The sequence below is a fragment of the Streptomyces fumanus genome, assembly GCF_014655295.1.
Classification (GTDB): Bacteria; Actinomycetota; Actinomycetes; order Streptomycetales; family Streptomycetaceae; genus Streptomyces; species Streptomyces fumanus.
In genome coordinates this window covers 943215-959714 of record NZ_BNBI01000001.1, presented here as the reverse complement: position 1 = coordinate 959714, position 16500 = coordinate 943215, and the positions used below count along the sequence as shown (strand labels likewise).

The following is a 16500-nucleotide window of genomic DNA, read 5'->3' as shown; positions in this document are numbered from 1 at the left end:
GGGTTGATAGGCCAGATATGGAAGCACCGTAAGGTGTGGAGTTGACTGGTACTAATAGGCCGAGGGCTTGTCCTCAGTTGCTCGCGTCCACTGTGTTGGTTCTGAAACCACGAACAGCCGAAGTGCCGGTTGTCAGTTTCATAGTGTTTCGGTGGTCATAGCGTAGGGGAAACGCCCGGTTACATTCCGAACCCGGAAGCTAAGCCTTACAGCGCCGATGGTACTGCAGGGGGGACCCTGTGGGAGAGTAGGACGCCGCCGAACAATTATTCAAGGGAAACCCCGCACCTTCCGGTGCGGGGTTTTTCTGCGTTCCGGGATCATTGCGGGATGGGGGACCTATTCGGGTCCCCCTTTTTGTTGTCTCTACAGGCGTCCCGCTGACTTCAAAGCGAGGTAGGCGTCGGACAGGGCCGGGGCCAGTTCATCCGGGGTCGCGTCGACGACCGTGACGCCGTGGCGGCGGAGTTGTTCGGCGGTGCGATGGCGTTCGTTCTGGGCCTGGGCGGCGGCTGCGGCGTCGTAGATGGATTCCACGGTGCCGCGGGACTTCGCCATGGTGGCGATATGGGGGTCGGCCACCGAAGCCAGGACGACCGTGTGGCGCTGGGTGAGTTGCGGAAGGACGGGGAGGAGGCCCTCCTCGATGGGGGCGGCGTCCAAAGTGGTGAGCAGGACGATCAGGGAACGGCGGGCGGCCGTGCGGAGGGCGGTGGCCGTGAGGCCGCGCGCGTCGGTTTCCAGCAGCTCGGGTTCCAGTGTCGCCATGGCGTTGACCAGGGACGGGAGGACATCGCCTGCTGTGCGGCCCTGGACCAGGGCGCGTACGCGGCGGTCGTAGGCGAGGAGGTCGACGCGGTCGCCGGCGCGGGAGGCCAAGGCGGCGAGGAGCAGTGCCGCGTCCATCGAGGCGTCCAGGCGCGGGGCGTCGCCGACGCGGCCGGCCGAGGTGCGGCCGGTGTCGAGGACGACGAGGATGTGCCGGTCGCGTTCGGGACGCCAGGTGCGTACCGCGACCGTCGTGTGCCGGGCGGTGGCGCGCCAGTCGATGGAACGGGTGTCGTCGCCGGGAACGTACTCGCGCAGGCTGTCGAATTCGGTGCCCTCGCCTCGGGTGAGGACGCTGGTGCGGCCGTCGAGTTCGCGGAGGCGGGCCAATTTGGCGGGGAGGTGCTTGCGGCTGTTGAAGGGAGGCAGGACACGTACGGTCCAGGGGACCTTGTGGGTGCTCTGGCGGGAGAAGAGGCCCAGCGGACCGAACGAGCGGATGGTCACGCGGTCGGCCTGGCGGTCGCCGCGGCGGGTCGGGCGCAGGCGGGTGGTGACACGCCGGCGTTCGCCCGGCGGGACCGTCAGGGCGTGCCGGGAGGCCGCGGTTTCCGTCCCGCGCTGCCAACTGCTGGGCGGCCACGCGTCGCGGAGCTGGGCGCGCAGGGGGCGTCGGGACGGGTTGTCGACCGTGAGGGTGACGTCGGCGGTGTCGCCCAGGCGTACGGAGGTGTCGCCGGAGCGCGTGAGGCGCAGCCGGCGTACGGGAGCGGCCAGGGCGTAGTCGCAGGCGCAGGCCAGGGCGAGGGGCGCGTTGACGGCCAGGATGCCCGTCCAGCCCGGTTCCCAGATGCCGACGGGGAGGGAGCCCAGGGCCGCGAGGAGCGCGGCGCGTCCGGTGGGTGCCATCAGCGGGGAACGGGGACGTGGGTGAGGATCGCGTTGATCACGGAGTCGGCCGTCACGCCCTCCATCTCGGCTTCCGGGCGGAGCTGGACGCGGTGGCGGAGGGTGGGCAGGGCCAGGGCCTTCACGTCGTCGGGGGTGACGTAGTCGCGGCCGGTCAGCCAGGCCCAGGCGCGGGCGGTCGACAGGAGGGCCGTGGCACCGCGCGGGGAGACGCCGAGGGTGAGCGACGGCGACTCGCGGGTGGCACGGCAGAGATCGACGACGTACGCCGTGATCTCCGGGGAGACGGTGGTCTTGGCGACGGCCGCGCGGGCGGCCTCCAGGTCGGCGGCGCTCGCGACGGGGCGTACGCCGGCGGCGTGCAGGTCGCGTGGATTGAAACCCGCGGCGTGCCGGGTGAGGACGTCGATCTCGTCCTGGCGGGAGGGGAGCGGGATGGTGAGCTTGAGCAGGAAGCGGTCCAACTGGGCTTCCGGGAGGGGGTACGTGCCCTCGTACTCGACCGGGTTCTGGGTGGCGGCGACCAGGAACGGGTCGGGGAGCGCGCGGGGGGTGCCGTCGACGGTGACCTGGCGTTCCTCCATGGCTTCGAGGAGGGAGGACTGGGTCTTCGGCGGGGTGCGGTTGATCTCGTCGGCGAGCAGCAGGTTGGTGAAGACCGGGCCGGGCTGGAAGGAGAACTCGGCGGTGCGGGCGTCGTAGACCAGGGAGCCGGTGACGTCGCTCGGCATCAGGTCGGGGGTGAACTGGACGCGCTTGGTGTCGAGCCGGAGGGACGCGGCGAGGGCGCGGACCAGCAGGGTCTTGGCGACGCCGGGGACGCCTTCCAGGAGGACGTGGCCGCGGCAGAGCAGTGCCACGACGAGGCCGGTGACGGCGGGGTCCTGGCCGACCACGGCCTTGGCGATCTCGGCGCGCAGGGTTTCCAGGGCGGCGCGGGCGGCGCCCGGGTCCCCGGTCTGCCCGGCGTTGTCAGTGGTCGGGTCCATCATGGACGGCGTACCTGCCTTTCGAGGGCGTCGAGGTGATCGGCGAGGGAGACGAGGGCGGCGTCGTCGCTGGGCGGCGGGCCGAAGAGGAGGGCGTGCAGGGACTGTCCGTCGCCGTGGAGGTGGGCGGACAGGGCGGGGAGCAGGGCTTCGGGCGCGTGTGCCTGGGCCACGGGGACGCCGACCAGGGGGGCGAGGCGCGTGCGGGTGGTGGAGCGAAGAGCGGCGGCGGCGCGGTCGCGGGCGTCGGCCTTGCGGTAGAGGCGGGCGCGGCCTTCGACGGTCTCGGAGGCGCGGATCGCGACGGGGAGTCTTTCCGGCACGAGGGGGCCGAGTCGGCGTGCCCTCCAGAGGGCGGCGACGGCCGCGGCGAGGAAGAGCTGCAGGGTGCCCCAGAGCCAGCCGGAGGGGAGCAGGTCGAACAGGCCGCGTTCGTCGTCCTGGGCGGTGGGGTCGGACAGTGTGGGGAGGTACCAGACCAGATGCGGGCGGGAGCCGAGGAGTTGCAGGGCGAGCGAGGCGTTGCCGTGCTCGTCGAGACGGTTGTTGAGGAGGATGTCGGGGGCGCCGAGGACGATCGTGTCGCCCTCGGGGGTGTCTCCCGTGGGGTTCCCGTGGTTCTCGTCGTTCCCGTGGTTCTCGTCGGTCGTCTCGGGGAGGCGCAGCAGGGTGGCCAGGCGGTCGCTGGGGTAGCAGGCGTCGGCGTCCGGGCGGATGGCGGTGTAGCGGATGCCGCCGGTGTCGGCGGTGCCCGCGCGGCGGGCGGCGGGCAGGTCGCAGTCGGGGGACAGCGTCGAGTCGAGACTGGTGGCGGGGTCGGCGGTGACGCCGGGGGCGAGCCGTTCGACGGCCGGGCCGCCGGGCGCCACCAGGACGGTACGGCCGCCGGAGCCGGTGATGGCCGCGTGCAGGTCGGTCTGCTGCCGTTCGGTCAGGCGGTCGGGGACGGCCACCAGGAGGGTGGTGTCGGGGCCGGTCGCCGCGCGGGCGGCGGACAGCGTGGTGACGACCCGGGTGGACACGCCCCGGTCGGCGAGGAGTTCGGCGACGGCCCGGCTGCCGTAGGGATCGGCCGAGCGCGGGTCCAGCTCCCCGTGCCGGGCGTCGGAGCGGACGACGGCGATCGCGACGGCCCCGGCGAGGAGCACCACCAGGGCGAGGGCGACTCCGCGCGCGCGGGTCCACACCTGGCGGGCGGTGGGCGAGGCCGAGGTGTCCGGGAGCGTGGCCTCGGTGGTCATCCGGCGGCTCCCTGGCGGGTGTGGTGGTCCGTGCTGTGCGCGGTGCTGTCCGCCGGTCGCGGTCTGGTGCGGGCCAGGTCCTGGTCGAGGCCGGCCATGCGCCGGTACGCCGGCTCGGTGGCCGGGCGGCCGCCGTACGTGACGTCGTCGAAGTCGCGGGCGGCGGCGCGCAGCCGGTCGCTGTGGGCGGGCAGGGCGCGGCCGGCCTCCGTGGCGGCCTCGTCGGCGGTGCGGCCGGGGCGCGGGTCGAGCAGGGCGCGTTCCTCCAGGGACCGGACGATGGCGCGCATGCGTTCCTGGACGGCCCGGTTCCAGTGGCCCTGGACGGCGTGGGCCTCCGCGGCGGCGCGGTGGTCGGCGGCGGTGCGGGGGCGGTCGTCGAAGAGCGCGGCGGCGGAGACGGGCGGGCGGCGGGGGGTGCCCAGGCGCCACCACAGGGCGCCGGCGACCGCGAGGACGGCGACGACGATGACGACCAGGCCGAGCGTGCCGCCGGGGGCCGCCGTCGCGGCGGTGCTGAACAGGTCGTCGATCCAGTCCCAGAAGGCGTTCAGGGCACGCTGGAACCAACTGGGGTCGTTCTCGTGGTACATGCGCTTGGACAGCTCACGCCGGGCCGCCTCGCGGGCGGGGTCGCGCGGGACGGTCAGCGGCGGCCGGTCGTCACCGCGCGACAGTGCGGGCGCCATGTGGTCGCCGGCGCGCAGCAGCCCCCGCAGGGCGGTGCCCGGCAGCACCTCGGTGAGCATTCCCCCCGTCCTGCTCACCGCATCAGCTCCCCGGGGTCGCGCCGGGGGTGCCGTAGCCCTGGACGCCGGCGGCGCGGGCCAGTTCGAGGTCGAGGGCCTCGCGGCGGATGCGCTGGTCGATGTAGAGGAGCACGGTGACGCCCGCCGTGATCGGGAAGGTGAGCATCGAGCCGATCACCGAGCCGATCCCGCTGATCACCAGGAAGGTCCAGCCGAGGCCGCCGGTACCCTCGACGAACCCGCCGACCCCCTCGCCGCTGAGCGCCGCGGCGAGGAAGGTGAACGGGATGACGATGATCGACGCGACGACGTTGGCGATGATCGTGGCGAGCAACTGGATGCCGAAGACCCGCCACCAGGAGCCGCGCACCAGCTTGACGGAGCGGCTCATCGCCTTGGCGATGCTCTGCTTCTCCAGCATCAGCGCGGGCGAGGCCAGCGAGAAGCGGACCATGAGCCAGACGGTGACGACGGCGGCGGCGAGGACACCGAGGACGGTGAGCGCGACGGCCGCGTCGCCGCCCACGGTGAACCCGACGATCAGACCGGGCACGGCGCCGGCGGTGAGGACGGCGGCGATGATGAGCAGCAACAGGACGATCAGGCCGAACAGCCGCAGGATCTGGGGACGGGCGTCCCGCCACGCCTCGGCCGTGGTCACCGGCTTGCCGAGGACGGCACGGCTGGTGACGGCGGTCAGCAGGGCGGTCGCCACCACCGTGCCGACCAGGGAGATCACGAAGACGACAGCCGAGCCGATCATGGCGTCGGCCATGGCGTCGCCCAGTTCGCTCAGAGTGGCGCTCGGGTCGTTGAGGGCGTCGGTGCTCGCGCTGTCCAGGACGAGGCCCTGGAGCAGCACGACGATGATCTCGGTGACGACGGCGACGGTCAGGGAGATGCCGAGGACCGTGCGCCAGTAGGTACGCATGGTGGAGACCGCGCCGTCGAGGATCTCGCCGACGCCGAGGGGGCGCAGGGGGATCACGCCGGGCTTGGCCGCGGGCGGGGGGCCGCCCCAATTGGCACCCCAGCCGCCGTATCCGCCGGGACCGCCGTATCCGCCGGGTGCTCCCCAGCTTCCGCCGGGACCGCCGTAGCCGCCTCCGTTGCCCGGGGCGCCGGGACCGCCGTATCCGCCAGGGCCGCCGGGGCCGCTCGGGCCGCCGGGGGGAGGGGTGCCCCAGCCCGGGCCGGGTGGCGGGGGAGGCGGCGGGGTGGCGGGGCCGGGCGCGGTGGGCGGCGGGGTGCCCGCGGGCGCGGACCACTGGCCGGGGGGCGGCTGCTCCTTGGACCACTTCGTGCCGGGGCCCGTCGGCTCCGCGTCCGGCTGGTCCGCGGGCTGCGCGGGCTGGTCGGTTCCGGGGCGGTCGGCGGGCTCGGCGGGGCCGGACGCGCCGGGCTGCCGCCCGTCGGACGGGGCGGATCCGGGCGAGGCCCAGCCCGGAGTGTCGTTCATCGTCGCTCCTTCACGGTGCCCGTCCGCGTTCGCGGCGGCGGGTTGGCGCCCATCGTGCCATGGGGCGGTGCGGTGCGGACCGGCCGAGGTAGGGGCTGCGCACCTTCAATTGTCCGACGGATAGCGGGCAGACTGACCGCATGGCTGATCAGTACGCGCGAACCGGCGAGGACAAGCGGCCCCACGAGATCCCGGCCATCCGCTGGGAGGAACCACCTGAAGGTCCGGTGCTGGTCCTGCTGGACCAGACCAGGCTGCCGGCCGAGGAGGTCGAGCTGGTCTGCACGGACGCGCCCGCGCTGGTGGAGGCGATCCGTTCGCTCGCCGTGCGGGGAGCGCCGCTGCTCGGTATCGCCGGCGCGTACGGGGTCGCGCTCGCCGCCGCGCGGGGCTACGACGTGGACGACGCCGCGAACGCCCTCGCGGAGGCCCGGCCCACCGCGGTCAACCTCGCCGTCGGCGTGCGCCGGGCCCAGGCCGCCCACCGCGCGGCGCTGGCCAAGGGCGGCGGTGCCGGTCAGGCCGCCGCGGCGGCGCTGGCCGCGGCGCGGGCGCTGCACCGGGAGGACGCCGAGGCCAGCGCCCGCATGGCCGAGCACGGGCTGGCGCTGCTCGACGAACTGCTGCCCGGCGGCGGGCACCGCATCCTCACGCACTGCAACACGGGCTCGCTGGTGTCCGGCGGCGAGGGCACGGCGTTCGCCGTCGCGCTCGCGGCGCACCGGGCGGGGCGGCTGCGGCGCCTGTGGGTGGACGAGACCCGGCCGCTGTTCCAGGGCGCCCGGCTCACGGCGTACGAGGCGGCGCGCAACGACATGGCGCACACGCTGCTCACCGACAACGCGGCCGGTTCGCTGTTCGCGGCCGGCGAGGTGGACGCGGTGCTGATCGGGGCGGACCGGATAGCCGCCGACGGTTCGGTGGCGAACAAGGTGGGGAGCTACCCGCTGGCGGTGCTGGCGCGCTACCACCACGTGCCGTTCATCGTGGTGGCACCGGTGACCACGGTGGACCCGCAGACACCCGACGGCGCGTCCATCGAGGTCGAACAGCGGCCCGCGTACGAGGTGACCGAGGTGTCGGTGCCGCAGGTGCCGGTGACCGGGGCGGGCGGCGGCGTGCCGGTCGCGCCGCTGGGCACGCAGGCGTACAACCCGGCGTTCGACGTGACGCCGCCGGAGCTGGTGACGGCGATCGTCACCGAGGAGGGAGTGGTGTCGCCGGTGACGGCGGAGGGCCTGGCCGAGCTGTGCGCGAGGTCGCGCCGGGTCACCATCGGCTGACGCGGCGGAGCCGGCCCGCCGGACGCGTCCGAGGGACATCCGTCCACGGCTCGTACGCACAGGGGCGCAGGCCACAGGACGGGGGCAGACAGTGACCGTCCCCTACGACTATGGTCACAGGCCAGTGACCTGCCTCACCTGCGCCTCTGTGTCCGTTATGAGAATGGGATGATGTCGTTTATGAAGGGACGAGTCCTTGTCGTCGACGACGACACCGCACTGGCCGAGATGCTCGGCATCGTGCTGCGTGGTGAGGGTTTTGAGCCGTCTTTCGTGGCCGACGGCGACAAGGCGCTGGCCGCCTTCCGTGAGACCAAGCCCGACCTGGTGCTGCTCGATCTGATGCTGCCGGGCCGGGACGGTATCGAGGTGTGCCGTCTGATCCGGGCGGAGTCCGGGGTGCCGATCGTGATGCTGACGGCCAAGAGCGACACCGTCGACGTGGTCGTGGGCCTGGAGTCCGGGGCCGACGACTACATCGTGAAGCCGTTCAAGCCGAAGGAGCTGGTGGCCCGGATCCGGGCCCGGCTGCGCAGGTCGGAGGAGCCGGCGCCCGAGCAGCTCGCCATAGGCGACCTGGTCATCGACGTGGCCGGGCACTCCGTGAAGCGGGACGGGCAGTCGATCGCGCTGACGCCGCTGGAGTTCGACCTGCTGGTGGCGCTGGCCCGCAAGCCGTGGCAGGTGTTCACCCGCGAGGTGCTCCTGGAGCAGGTGTGGGGCTACCGGCACGCGGCGGACACCCGGCTGGTCAACGTACATGTGCAGCGGCTGCGTTCCAAGGTCGAGAAGGACCCGGAGAAGCCGGAGATCGTGGTGACCGTCCGGGGCGTCGGGTACAAGGCGGGGCCGAGCTGACATGCCCGGGGACAGTGCCGCTTCGGCGCCCGGGACGTCCGGGGCCCGCGCCGGGCGGCCTGTCGGCCGGAAGCCGGGCGGTTCCCGCTGGGGACGCCTGGTGGAGGGCGGGTTGTTGCAGGGGGGCGTGCAGGGCAGCCCGGTGCTCCGCCTGTTCATGCGCTGGGTGCGCCGGCCGCTGCTGCCGGTCATGCGGCTGTGGCGGCGCAACATCCAGCTCAAGGTCGTCGTCACCACCCTGCTGATGTCGCTGGGCGTTGTCCTGCTGCTCGGCTTCGTCGTCATCGGCCAGGTGCGCAACGGCCTGCTGGACGCCAAGGTGAAAGCCTCGCAGAGCCAGGCCACCGGCGGGTTCGCGGTGGCCAAGCAGAAGGCCGAGGAGTCGGCGGCCGTGACCGGCGACGACGGTACGGCGGTCGACGGCCGCCCCGCGCAGAACGTCATCCAGTGGATGAGCGATCTGGTCAAGTCGCTGTCCAGCGGCGGTCAGGGCGCCTTCGACGTGGTCACGCTGCCGGTGGGCGGCGAGAGCGGCAGCGGGCGCGGACCGCGCGCCTCCGGTCTGGTCGACCCCTCCTCCAGCGTGCCCGAGGAGCTGCGCGAGCGGATCGACTCCAGTACGGCGGCGGCCCAGAGCTACACCCGGATCGTCTACAACTCCGCCCAGGAGTCCCAGCCCGGCCTGGTCATCGGCAAGCGGGTCAACGACCCCAACGGGGACCCGTACCAGCTCTACTACCTCTTCCCGCTCACCCAGGAGGAGAAGTCGCTGAGCCTGGTCAAGGGGACGCTGGCGACGGCGGGGCTGTTCGTCGTCGTCCTGCTCGGGGCGATCGCCTGGCTGGTGGTGCGCCAGGTCGTCACGCCGGTGCGGATGGCGGCGAGCATCGCCGAGCGGCTGTCCGCCGGGAAGCTGCAGGAACGGATGAAGGTCACCGGCGAGGACGACATCGCCCGGCTCGGCGAAGCCTTCAACAAGATGGCGCAGAACCTCCAGTCGAAGATCAGCCAGTTGGAGGACCTGTCGCGGATGCAGCGGCGGTTCGTCTCCGACGTGTCGCACGAGCTGCGGACACCGCTGACGACCGTGCGGATGGCGGCCGATGTCATCCACGACGCGCGCGTGGACTTCGATCCGGTCACCGCGCGGTCGGCGGAACTGCTCGCCGACCAACTGGACCGGTTCGAGACGCTCCTCGCCGACCTGCTGGAGATCAGCCGCTTCGACGCGGGCGCGGCGGCGCTGGAGGCCGAGCCGATCGACCTCCGCGAGGTCGTACGGCGGGTGGTCAGCGGCGCCGAGCCGCTCGCCGAGCGCAAGGGCACCCGCATCCGGGTCGTCGGCGACCAGCAGCCCGTGGTCGCCGAGGCCGACGCCCGGCGCGTGGAGCGGGTGCTGCGCAACCTCGTCGTCAACGCCGTGGAGCACGGCGAGGGCAGGGACGTCGTGGTCAAGCTCGCCGCGGCGGGCGGGGCCGTGGCGGTGGCGGTGCGCGACTACGGCGTCGGGCTCAAGCCCGGCGAGGCGACCCGTGTCTTCAGCCGCTTCTGGCGGGCGGACCCGGCACGCGCGCGTACCACCGGCGGTACGGGACTGGGGCTGTCGATCGCCCTGGAGGACGCCCGGCTGCACGGCGGCTGGCTCCAGGCGTGGGGCGAGCCGGGCGGCGGTTCGCAGTTCCGGCTGACGCTGCCGAGGACCGCGGACGAGCCGCTGCGGGGCTCGCCGATCCCGCTGGAGCCCACCGACTCGCGGCGCAACCGCGGTGTGGGCGACGCCGGTGCGGCGCAGGCGGGTGCGGTACGGGCCGACGACCGGACCGTCACCGTGCCGGCGCAGGGTACGGCCGGGCCGGCGGCGGGGTCGCCGGGCCGGGACCCGATACCGCCCAGGTCGGCCGCGGCGGCACCGGTGGCCGACCCGACGGCACTGCCCGGCAGCGGCGCGCGCGTGGTGCCGCGGCCCGCCTCGGGCACGGCACCCGGGGAGGCCCCGCGGGCCCAGGACGGTTGTGCGCCCGCCGGGGAGGCGCGGGGCGGCACGGACGCCGGAGCGGAGGGTTCCGCGCAGGAGTCGAGCAGGCAAGGGGAGGCAGCACGTGGGCGCTGACCGCGAGGGGGCCCGCCGGCCGGCGCCGGCGCGCGCGGTGGCGTACGCCGCCTGCGGTGCCGTACTGCTGGCGGGGTGCGCGTCGATGCCCGACAGCGGGGACCTGCGGGGCGTGGAGTCGACGCCGCGGCAGGACACACAGGTACGGGTGTTCGCGATGCCGCCGCCGAAGGACGCCCCGGCCACGGAGATCGTGCAGGGCTTCCTGGAGGCGCTGACCAGCGACGATCCGCATTACGAGACGGCCCGCAAGTACCTCACCGAGGACGCCGCGAAGAGCTGGCGGCCGGAGCTGTCCACGACGGTGCTCGCGGGCGGGCCGGGCGCGCTGTCCGACCACTCCGGGAGCCGCGAGGAGGCCAGCGACTACGCGGTGACCCTGACCGGCACCAAGGTCGCCACGGTGGACGCGCGCCAGTCGTACGCGCCCGCCCAGGGGGAGTACCGGGAGCCGGTGCACCTGTCGCGGGACGCCAAGACCGGGCAGTGGCGCATCGACGTGCCGCCGAAGGGCGTCGTCATGGGCAAGTCGGACTTCCAGCGCAACTACATGTCCGTCAACAAGTACTACTTCGCCGCCGACGCCCCCGACACCGGGGACGGCGCCGGTCCGCGCACCGCGGCCGTCGCCGATCCCGTCTATGTGCGACGGCGGGTGGAACCCGTGACGCAGGCCGTACGTTCTCTCCTCAACGGCCCGACGAGCCTGCTCGGGACCGGGGTCACGTCGAGCTTCCCCGTCGGCACGGCACTGGCCAAGGGCGTCACCTCGCTGACGCCGGACGAACACGGCAAGCTCACGGTCCCGTTGAACGACCGGGCCGTCGGGGTCGGCGCCAAGAGGTGCGACCAGATGGCGGCCCAACTGCTGTTCACCCTGCAGAGCCTGACGGCGGCGGTGGAGGAGGTGCGACTGAGCTCGGGCGGCGACCAGGTGTGCTCGCTCTCGGAGAATCGGGCCGACACCGTGGCGGTGCGCGGTTCGGCGGAGCGCCCCGACTACCTGTACTTCGTCGACGACGAACACCGTCTGGTGCGGCTGCCGTCGGGTAGCGAGGCCACCCGGCCGGAGCCCGTGCCCGGGGCGCTGGGCGAGGGCAGCACCGAGTTGCGCTCGGTGGCGGTCTCGCGCGACGAGCACAGCGCGGCCGGGGTCGGCATCGACGGCAAGTCGCTGTACGTCGGATCGCTGGTGCCGGGCGGTTCGCTCGGGGACCCGCTGGTGGTCAGCGGGGGCGAGACCGAGGAGCAGCGGCTCACGACGCCCAGTTGGGACGCGCGGGGCGACCTGTGGATCGCCGACCGCGACCCCGACGACCCGCGTCTGCTGGTGCTGGAGAAGGGCGCGGGCGAGCCGGTCGAGGTGCGGGTGCCCGGCCTCGACGGCAGCGTCGAGGCGGTGCGGGTGGCCGGGGACGGGGTGCGGATCGCGCTCATCGTGGAGAAGGACGGCAAGCGGTCGCTGCTCATCGGGCGGATCGAACGGGGCGAGAAGGGCGAGCGGCCGACGGTCGTGGAGGCGCGGTCGGCGACACCTGAGCTGGAGGAGGTCACGGCCATGTCCTGGGCCGGTGACAGCCGCCTGGTCGTGGTGGGCCGCGAGCGCGGGGGCGTACAGCAGATCGGGTACGTCCAGGTCGACGGCTCCACACCGGAGGCGTCGGTGCCCGCCGCGCTGACCGGGGTGAAGGACATCGCCGCGGCCGAGGACGACCGTCTGCCGCTGGTGGCGTACTCGGAGGACGGGATCGTACGGCTGCCGTCCGGGATGCAGTGGCAGAAGGTGACCAAGGGGATGGCGCCGGTCTATCCGGGGTGAGTGGCCGGCGGGTGCGGCTGTCGGTCCGTGGCCGTTACGTTCCCGCCGTTACGTCCCGGCCGTTCGGTTTCGGCCGCTACGCCCGGGCCGTCGGGCCAGCTTTCGCCGCCCCGGTCGCCGCGTCCGGCCGGGGACTGGGTTTTCCACAGGCGGTGTCCAGTGGTTTTCCACAGGGCTGGCCGGGCCCGGTGGGCGTTGGCACAGTGGTGGTCATGCGGGGGTGGTGGCGGGACCTCACCGACCTGGTGCTGCCGGCCGACTGCGCGGGCTGCGGCGGGCCGCGTACGGTGCTCTGCCCGGGGTGCCGTGCGGTGCTGAGCGGCACGGGGCCGTGCCGGGTGCGGCCGGTGCCGGAGCCGGCCGGGCTGCCGGTGGTGTACGCGGCGGCACGGTACGCGGACGAGGCGCGGGCCGTACTGCTAGCGCACAAGGAGCGGGGCGCGCTGGCCCTCGCGGCACCACTGGGCGCCGCACTGGCCGGGGCGGTGCGGGCCGCCACCGAGCCCACGGCGCCCGTCGCGTCCGGCGTCGCGGACCCGCGGCGGCCGGTCCTGCTCGTGCCCGTGCCGTCCGCGCGGCGGGCGGTGCGGGCGCGGGGGCACGACCCGGCGCGGCGGATCGCGCTCGCCGCCGCCGGTGAGCTGCGGCGGACCGGGCGGCCGGCCCGGGTGGCGGCCGTGCTGCGGCAGCGCCGTGCCGTGGCCGACCAGTCGGGACTCGGGTCACGGGAGCGGCTGGACAACCTGCTCGGCGCGCTGACGGTGGTCCCCGGCGGCGCCGGGCTGCTGCGGGCCGGGGGTCCCGTGGTGCTCGTCGACGACGTGATGACGACCGGAGCGTCCCTCACCGAGGCGGCACGTGCCGTACGGGCGGCGGTGACGGACACGGCGGCGCGGGAGCGGTGTGAACGGGGGACCGGTGGGGCCGCGTACGGAACGGCGAGGACGCCCGTGTATCCCGGGGCGGTGCGGGAAGGCAGAGAGGAACAGAAGTCCGGAGCGACGGAAGTGGGGCCGGACGGAATGGGAGCCGGTGGTGCGATGCGGGATGTGATCCGGGCGGCTGTGGTCGCAGCATCACCCGATTCCTTCGAAATAAACCGGAACTGACTGAGAACTCGCATCGTTGCAGGTATTGAGAGGTCCAATTCATCGGAACGGAGGTACACCTGAAGAGAGGGTGACGACATCCGCCCGGGCGAGATATGTTCGGTCGTGAGGGAAAGCCGCAGGCCACACCCCTCGAATCCGAATGCCGTGCTGCGGGTTTTTCGGAATCACCCGCACCGGTGGAGTGGAGATCGCGCCCGTGGGGGAGGAGGTGGACGTCACCGAGTCCGAGGTTCCGGGCTCACCGGGACCTGGTGCAAAAAGGAGATGCTCCGCCCGCGAAGCGGAGCGATCCGGGAACGGAGTTCTGCGTGGACATCGTCGTCAAGGGCCGCAAGACCGAGGTGCCCGAGCGGTTCCGGAAACACGTGGCCGACAAGCTGAACCTGGAGAAGATCCAGAAGCTCGATGGCAAGGTGATCAGCCTGGACGTCGAGGTGTCCAAGGAGCCCAACCCCCGGCAGGCGGACCGCTGTGACCGAGTGGAGATCACCCTCCGCTCCCGCGGTCCGGTGATCCGGGCGGAGGCGGCGGCGAGCGACCCCTACGCGGCACTCGACCTGGCCGCGGAGAAGCTCGGCGCACGGCTGCGCAAGCAGCACGACAAGCGCTACTCGCGGCGTGGCTCGCGCCGCATCTCGGCCGCCGAGGTCCCCAACCACGTACCGGACGCCGCGACGCTCAACGGCAACGGTGAGGCGGTCCCGTCGGACGAGCGGGACGGCGTGCCCACCAAGAAGGTCGGCTCGCTGGAGATCCAGGGCGACGGACCCCTCGTCGTCCGCGAGAAGACCCACGTCGCCGCGCCGATGACCCTCGACCAGGCGCTCTACGAGATGGAGCTGGTCGGGCACGACTTCTACCTGTTCGTCGACTCCGAGACCAAGGAACCCAGTGTCGTCTACCGGCGGCACGCGTACGACTACGGGGTGATCCACCTCAGGACGGACACGATGGTCGCCCAGACGCCCTCCCCCGAGGCGGGCGGCGCGCTCGGCGGCTGACCCCGACGGGTGATGGCACAGCGGGTGCCCCTGGAGCGCGCGTGCGCCCCCAGGGGCACCGACGTGCGACCCCTCGCGCCCCGCTCCGTCATCTCGATGTCGGTCGGGCATGGAATCATGGCGGCAGCGGCCCAACAGGTGGGTCGTTGCCTTGGGTTGGCGCCGGCCGGGACCACAGGCCACAGCCTTCAGGGGGAGGAACGATGGCGGACAGCTTCGGACCGATGCGGAACGGGGACGCCGACGGCGGCATCGCCGGCATGGGCCCGGACGCGGGCTCCCCGCGCAAGGAGCCGATCAGGGTCCTGGTCGTGGACGACCACGCGCTGTTCCGCCGGGGCCTGGAGATCGTGCTCGCCGCCGAGGAGGACATCCAGGTCGTCGGCGAGGCCGGGGACGGCGCCGAGGCCGTGGAGAAGGCCGCCGACCTCCTGCCGGACATCGTCCTGATGGACGTACGGATGCCCAAGCGGGGCGGTATCGAGGCGTGCACCTCCATCAAGGAGGTGGCCCCCAGCGCGAAGATCATCATGCTGACGATCAGCGACGAGGAGGCCGACCTCTACGACGCGATCAAGGCGGGCGCGACCGGCTACCTCCTCAAGGAGATCTCCACGGACGAGGTCGCCACCGCCATCCGCGCGGTGGCCGACGGGCAGTCGCAGATCAGCCCCTCCATGGCGTCGAAACTGCTCACCGAGTTCAAGTCGATGATCCAGCGCACCGACGAGCGCAGACTGGTCCCCGTCCCCCGGCTCACCGACCGCGAACTGGAAGTCCTCAAGCTCGTCGCCACCGGAATGAACAACCGGGACATCGCCAAGGAACTGTTCATTTCCGAGAACACCGTCAAGAACCACGTGCGCAACATCCTGGAGAAGCTGCAACTGCACTCCCGGATGGAGGCCGTGGTCTACGCCATGCGCGAGAAGATCCTCGAGATCCGCTGAGCCCCGCCCTCCCGGGCTCTCACCCCAGCAGCCGGGCCAGCTCCACCGTCAGCGGTCCGCGCAGCTCCGGCGCGTCCACCCGCTCCACGCGCACGTCCGTGCAGTCCACCCAGCCCGCCGCCTCCACCAGCGCCCGCGCCACCGCCGGGACCGCCTTGGCACCGTCCAGCGTGACCTGCTTGGCCACCAGCGTGCGCCCCTCCCGGGCCGGGTCCACCCGGCCGACCAGCAGACCCCCGGCGAGGACGGGCATCGCGAAGTAGCCGTGTATCCGCTTCTGCTTGGGGACGTACGCCTCCAGGCGGTGGGTGAAGCCGAAGATCCGCTCCGTGCGGGCCCGCTCCCAGATCAGGGAGTCGAAGGGGGACAGCAGCGTGGTCCGGTGCCGGCCGCGCGGGGGCGTGCGCAGGGCCTCCGGGTCCGCCCAGGCCGGCTTGGACCAGCCCGCCACGGTCACCGGGACCAGACCCGAGTCGGCGATCACCGCGTCTACCTGCTCGGCCTTCAGACGGTGGTAGTCGGCGATGTCCGCGCGGGTGCCGACGCCCAGGGAGCGGCCGGCCAGCCGGACCAGGCGGCGCAGGCACTCGGTGTCGTCCAGCTCGTCGTGCAGCAGCTCCGGCGGAATCGCGCGCTCGGCCAGGTCGTAGACGCGCTTCCAGCTCCGGCGCTCGACGCACACCACCTCGCCGTACATCAGGGCGCGCTCGACGGCGACCTTCTCGCCCGACCAGTCCCACCACTCGCTGGTCCGCTTGGCACCGCCCAACTCGGTCGCGGTCAGCGGGCCTTCGGCGCGCAACTGCTTGATGACCCGCTCGTAGGCGCCCTCGGGCAGCTCGTGGTGCCACTGCGGGCGGGCGCGGTAGGCGCGACGGCGGAACGCGAAGTGGGGCCACTCCTCCACGGGCAGCACACAGGCGGCGTGCGACCAGTACTCGAAGGCATGGGTGCCCGTCCAGTAGGCGTCCTCGACGGTCCGGCGGCCGACCGCGCCCAGACGGGCGTACGGGACCAGCTCGTGGGAGCGGGCCAGCACCGAGATGGTGTCGAGCTGGACCGCGCCGAGCGCGCGCAGCACACCGCGGACGCCGGCGCGGCGGTCGGGGGCGCCGAGGAAGCCCTGGGCCCGCAGGGCGATGCGGCGGGCCTCGTCCGCCGACAGTTCCGTCACGGGACGCGGGAAGGTCGTCATACGTCCGCACGATAAGGGGTGCCACTGACAACGGGCCCGGCCGCGCGATCACCACCG

The 16500-nt window shown here is 73.1% G+C and carries 13 protein-coding genes and 1 rRNA gene; 8 read left to right on the top strand and 6 right to left on the bottom strand.

Annotation, left to right across the window (positions count from 1 at the left end):
- Nucleotides 1-147 precede the first annotated feature (147 nt).
- A 5S ribosomal RNA gene (rrf, locus tag IE316_RS04215) occupies nucleotides 148-264 on the top strand.
- 102 nt (nucleotides 265-366) lie between these two features.
- On the opposite strand, the gene IE316_RS04210 is transcribed toward rrf, so the two are convergent.
- The 5 genes from IE316_RS04210 to IE316_RS04190 are packed head-to-tail and all read right to left on the bottom strand — an operon-like array spanning nucleotide 367 to nucleotide 6115.
- Nucleotides 367-1677, bottom strand: coding sequence for a DUF58 domain-containing protein (locus tag IE316_RS04210; protein WP_190202706.1), 1311 nt, complete (start codon nucleotides 1675-1677; stop codon nucleotides 367-369).
- The gene (locus tag IE316_RS04205; protein ID WP_190202705.1) at nucleotides 1677-2666 is read right to left on the bottom strand and encodes an AAA family ATPase; all 990 of its coding nucleotides are present in this window, start codon (nucleotides 2664-2666) and stop codon (nucleotides 1677-1679) included. Before IE316_RS04205 ends, IE316_RS04210 begins: the two co-directional genes overlap by 1 nt.
- Nucleotides 2666-3907 (bottom strand): DUF4350 domain-containing protein, encoded by a 1242-nt coding sequence (locus IE316_RS04200; protein ID WP_190202704.1) that lies wholly within the window; start codon nucleotides 3905-3907, stop codon nucleotides 2666-2668. The genes IE316_RS04205 and IE316_RS04200 overlap by 1 nt, the downstream gene beginning before the upstream one ends.
- Entirely contained in the window at nucleotides 3904-4656 is a 753-nt protein-coding gene (locus tag IE316_RS04195; protein ID WP_190202757.1) for a DUF4129 domain-containing protein, read from the bottom strand. Before IE316_RS04195 ends, IE316_RS04200 begins: the two co-directional genes overlap by 4 nt.
- Nucleotides 4657-4678: 22 nt before the next feature.
- Nucleotides 4679-6115, bottom strand: coding sequence for a proline-rich domain-containing protein (locus IE316_RS04190; protein ID WP_190202703.1), 1437 nt, complete (start codon nucleotides 6113-6115; stop codon nucleotides 4679-4681).
- 140 nt (nucleotides 6116-6255) lie between these two features.
- Between IE316_RS04190 and mtnA the strand changes: the two genes are divergently transcribed.
- The 7 genes from mtnA to IE316_RS04155 all read left to right on the top strand — a co-directional run bounded on the left by mtnA (nucleotide 6256) and on the right by IE316_RS04155 (nucleotide 15248).
- On the top strand, nucleotides 6256-7398 hold the full coding sequence (gene mtnA / locus IE316_RS04185; RefSeq protein ID WP_190202702.1) for an S-methyl-5-thioribose-1-phosphate isomerase: 1143 nt from the start codon (nucleotides 6256-6258) through the stop codon (nucleotides 7396-7398).
- Nucleotides 7399-7566: 168 nt separating this feature from the next.
- The gene (mtrA, locus tag IE316_RS04180) at nucleotides 7567-8256 is read left to right on the top strand and encodes a two-component system response regulator MtrA (protein WP_003975799.1); all 690 of its coding nucleotides are present in this window, start codon (nucleotides 7567-7569) and stop codon (nucleotides 8254-8256) included.
- 1 nt (nucleotide 8257) lies between these two features.
- On the top strand, nucleotides 8258-10366 hold the full coding sequence (gene mtrB / locus IE316_RS04175; RefSeq protein ID WP_190202701.1) for an MtrAB system histidine kinase MtrB: 2109 nt from the start codon (nucleotides 8258-8260) through the stop codon (nucleotides 10364-10366).
- Nucleotides 10356-12185 (top strand): LpqB family beta-propeller domain-containing protein, encoded by a 1830-nt coding sequence (locus tag IE316_RS04170; RefSeq protein ID WP_190202700.1) that lies wholly within the window; start codon nucleotides 10356-10358, stop codon nucleotides 12183-12185. Before mtrB ends, IE316_RS04170 begins: the two co-directional genes overlap by 11 nt.
- Before the next feature lie 212 nt (nucleotides 12186-12397).
- Entirely contained in the window at nucleotides 12398-13294 is an 897-nt protein-coding gene (locus IE316_RS04165; RefSeq protein WP_190202699.1) for a ComF family protein, read from the top strand.
- Nucleotides 13295-13605: 311 nt separating this feature from the next.
- Entirely contained in the window at nucleotides 13606-14298 is a 693-nt protein-coding gene (gene hpf, locus IE316_RS04160) for a ribosome hibernation-promoting factor, HPF/YfiA family (RefSeq protein ID WP_190202698.1), read from the top strand.
- A gap of 203 nt (nucleotides 14299-14501) precedes the next feature.
- Entirely contained in the window at nucleotides 14502-15248 is a 747-nt protein-coding gene (locus IE316_RS04155) for a response regulator (protein ID WP_190202697.1), read from the top strand.
- 19 nt (nucleotides 15249-15267) lie between these two features.
- On the opposite strand, the gene IE316_RS04150 is transcribed toward IE316_RS04155, so the two are convergent.
- On the bottom strand, nucleotides 15268-16443 hold the full coding sequence (locus IE316_RS04150; protein WP_190202696.1) for a winged helix-turn-helix domain-containing protein: 1176 nt from the start codon (nucleotides 16441-16443) through the stop codon (nucleotides 15268-15270).
- Nucleotides 16444-16500: the final 57 nt, after the last annotated feature.

Coding starts and splice junctions, on each gene's coding strand:
- IE316_RS04190 (WP_190202703.1), bottom strand. CDS start 6,115: ATGAACGACACTCCGGGCTGGGCCTCGCCCGGATCCGCCCCGTCCGAC.
- IE316_RS04205 (WP_190202705.1), bottom strand. CDS start 2,666: ATGGACCCGACCACTGACAACGCCGGGCAGACCGGGGACCCGGGCGCC.
- IE316_RS04165 (WP_190202699.1), top strand. CDS start 12,398: ATGCGGGGGTGGTGGCGGGACCTCACCGACCTGGTGCTGCCGGCCGAC.
- mtnA (WP_190202702.1), top strand. CDS start 6,256: ATGGCTGATCAGTACGCGCGAACCGGCGAGGACAAGCGGCCCCACGAG.
- IE316_RS04210 (WP_190202706.1), bottom strand. CDS start 1,677: ATGGCACCCACCGGACGCGCCGCGCTCCTCGCGGCCCTGGGCTCCCTC.
- IE316_RS04195 (WP_190202757.1), bottom strand. CDS start 4,656: ATGCTCACCGAGGTGCTGCCGGGCACCGCCCTGCGGGGGCTGCTGCGC.
- IE316_RS04200 (WP_190202704.1), bottom strand. CDS start 3,907: ATGACCACCGAGGCCACGCTCCCGGACACCTCGGCCTCGCCCACCGCC.
- IE316_RS04155 (WP_190202697.1), top strand. CDS start 14,502: ATGGCGGACAGCTTCGGACCGATGCGGAACGGGGACGCCGACGGCGGC.
- IE316_RS04150 (WP_190202696.1), bottom strand. CDS start 16,443: ATGACGACCTTCCCGCGTCCCGTGACGGAACTGTCGGCGGACGAGGCC.
- mtrA (WP_003975799.1), top strand. CDS start 7,567: ATGATGTCGTTTATGAAGGGACGAGTCCTTGTCGTCGACGACGACACC.
- mtrB (WP_190202701.1), top strand. CDS start 8,258: ATGCCCGGGGACAGTGCCGCTTCGGCGCCCGGGACGTCCGGGGCCCGC.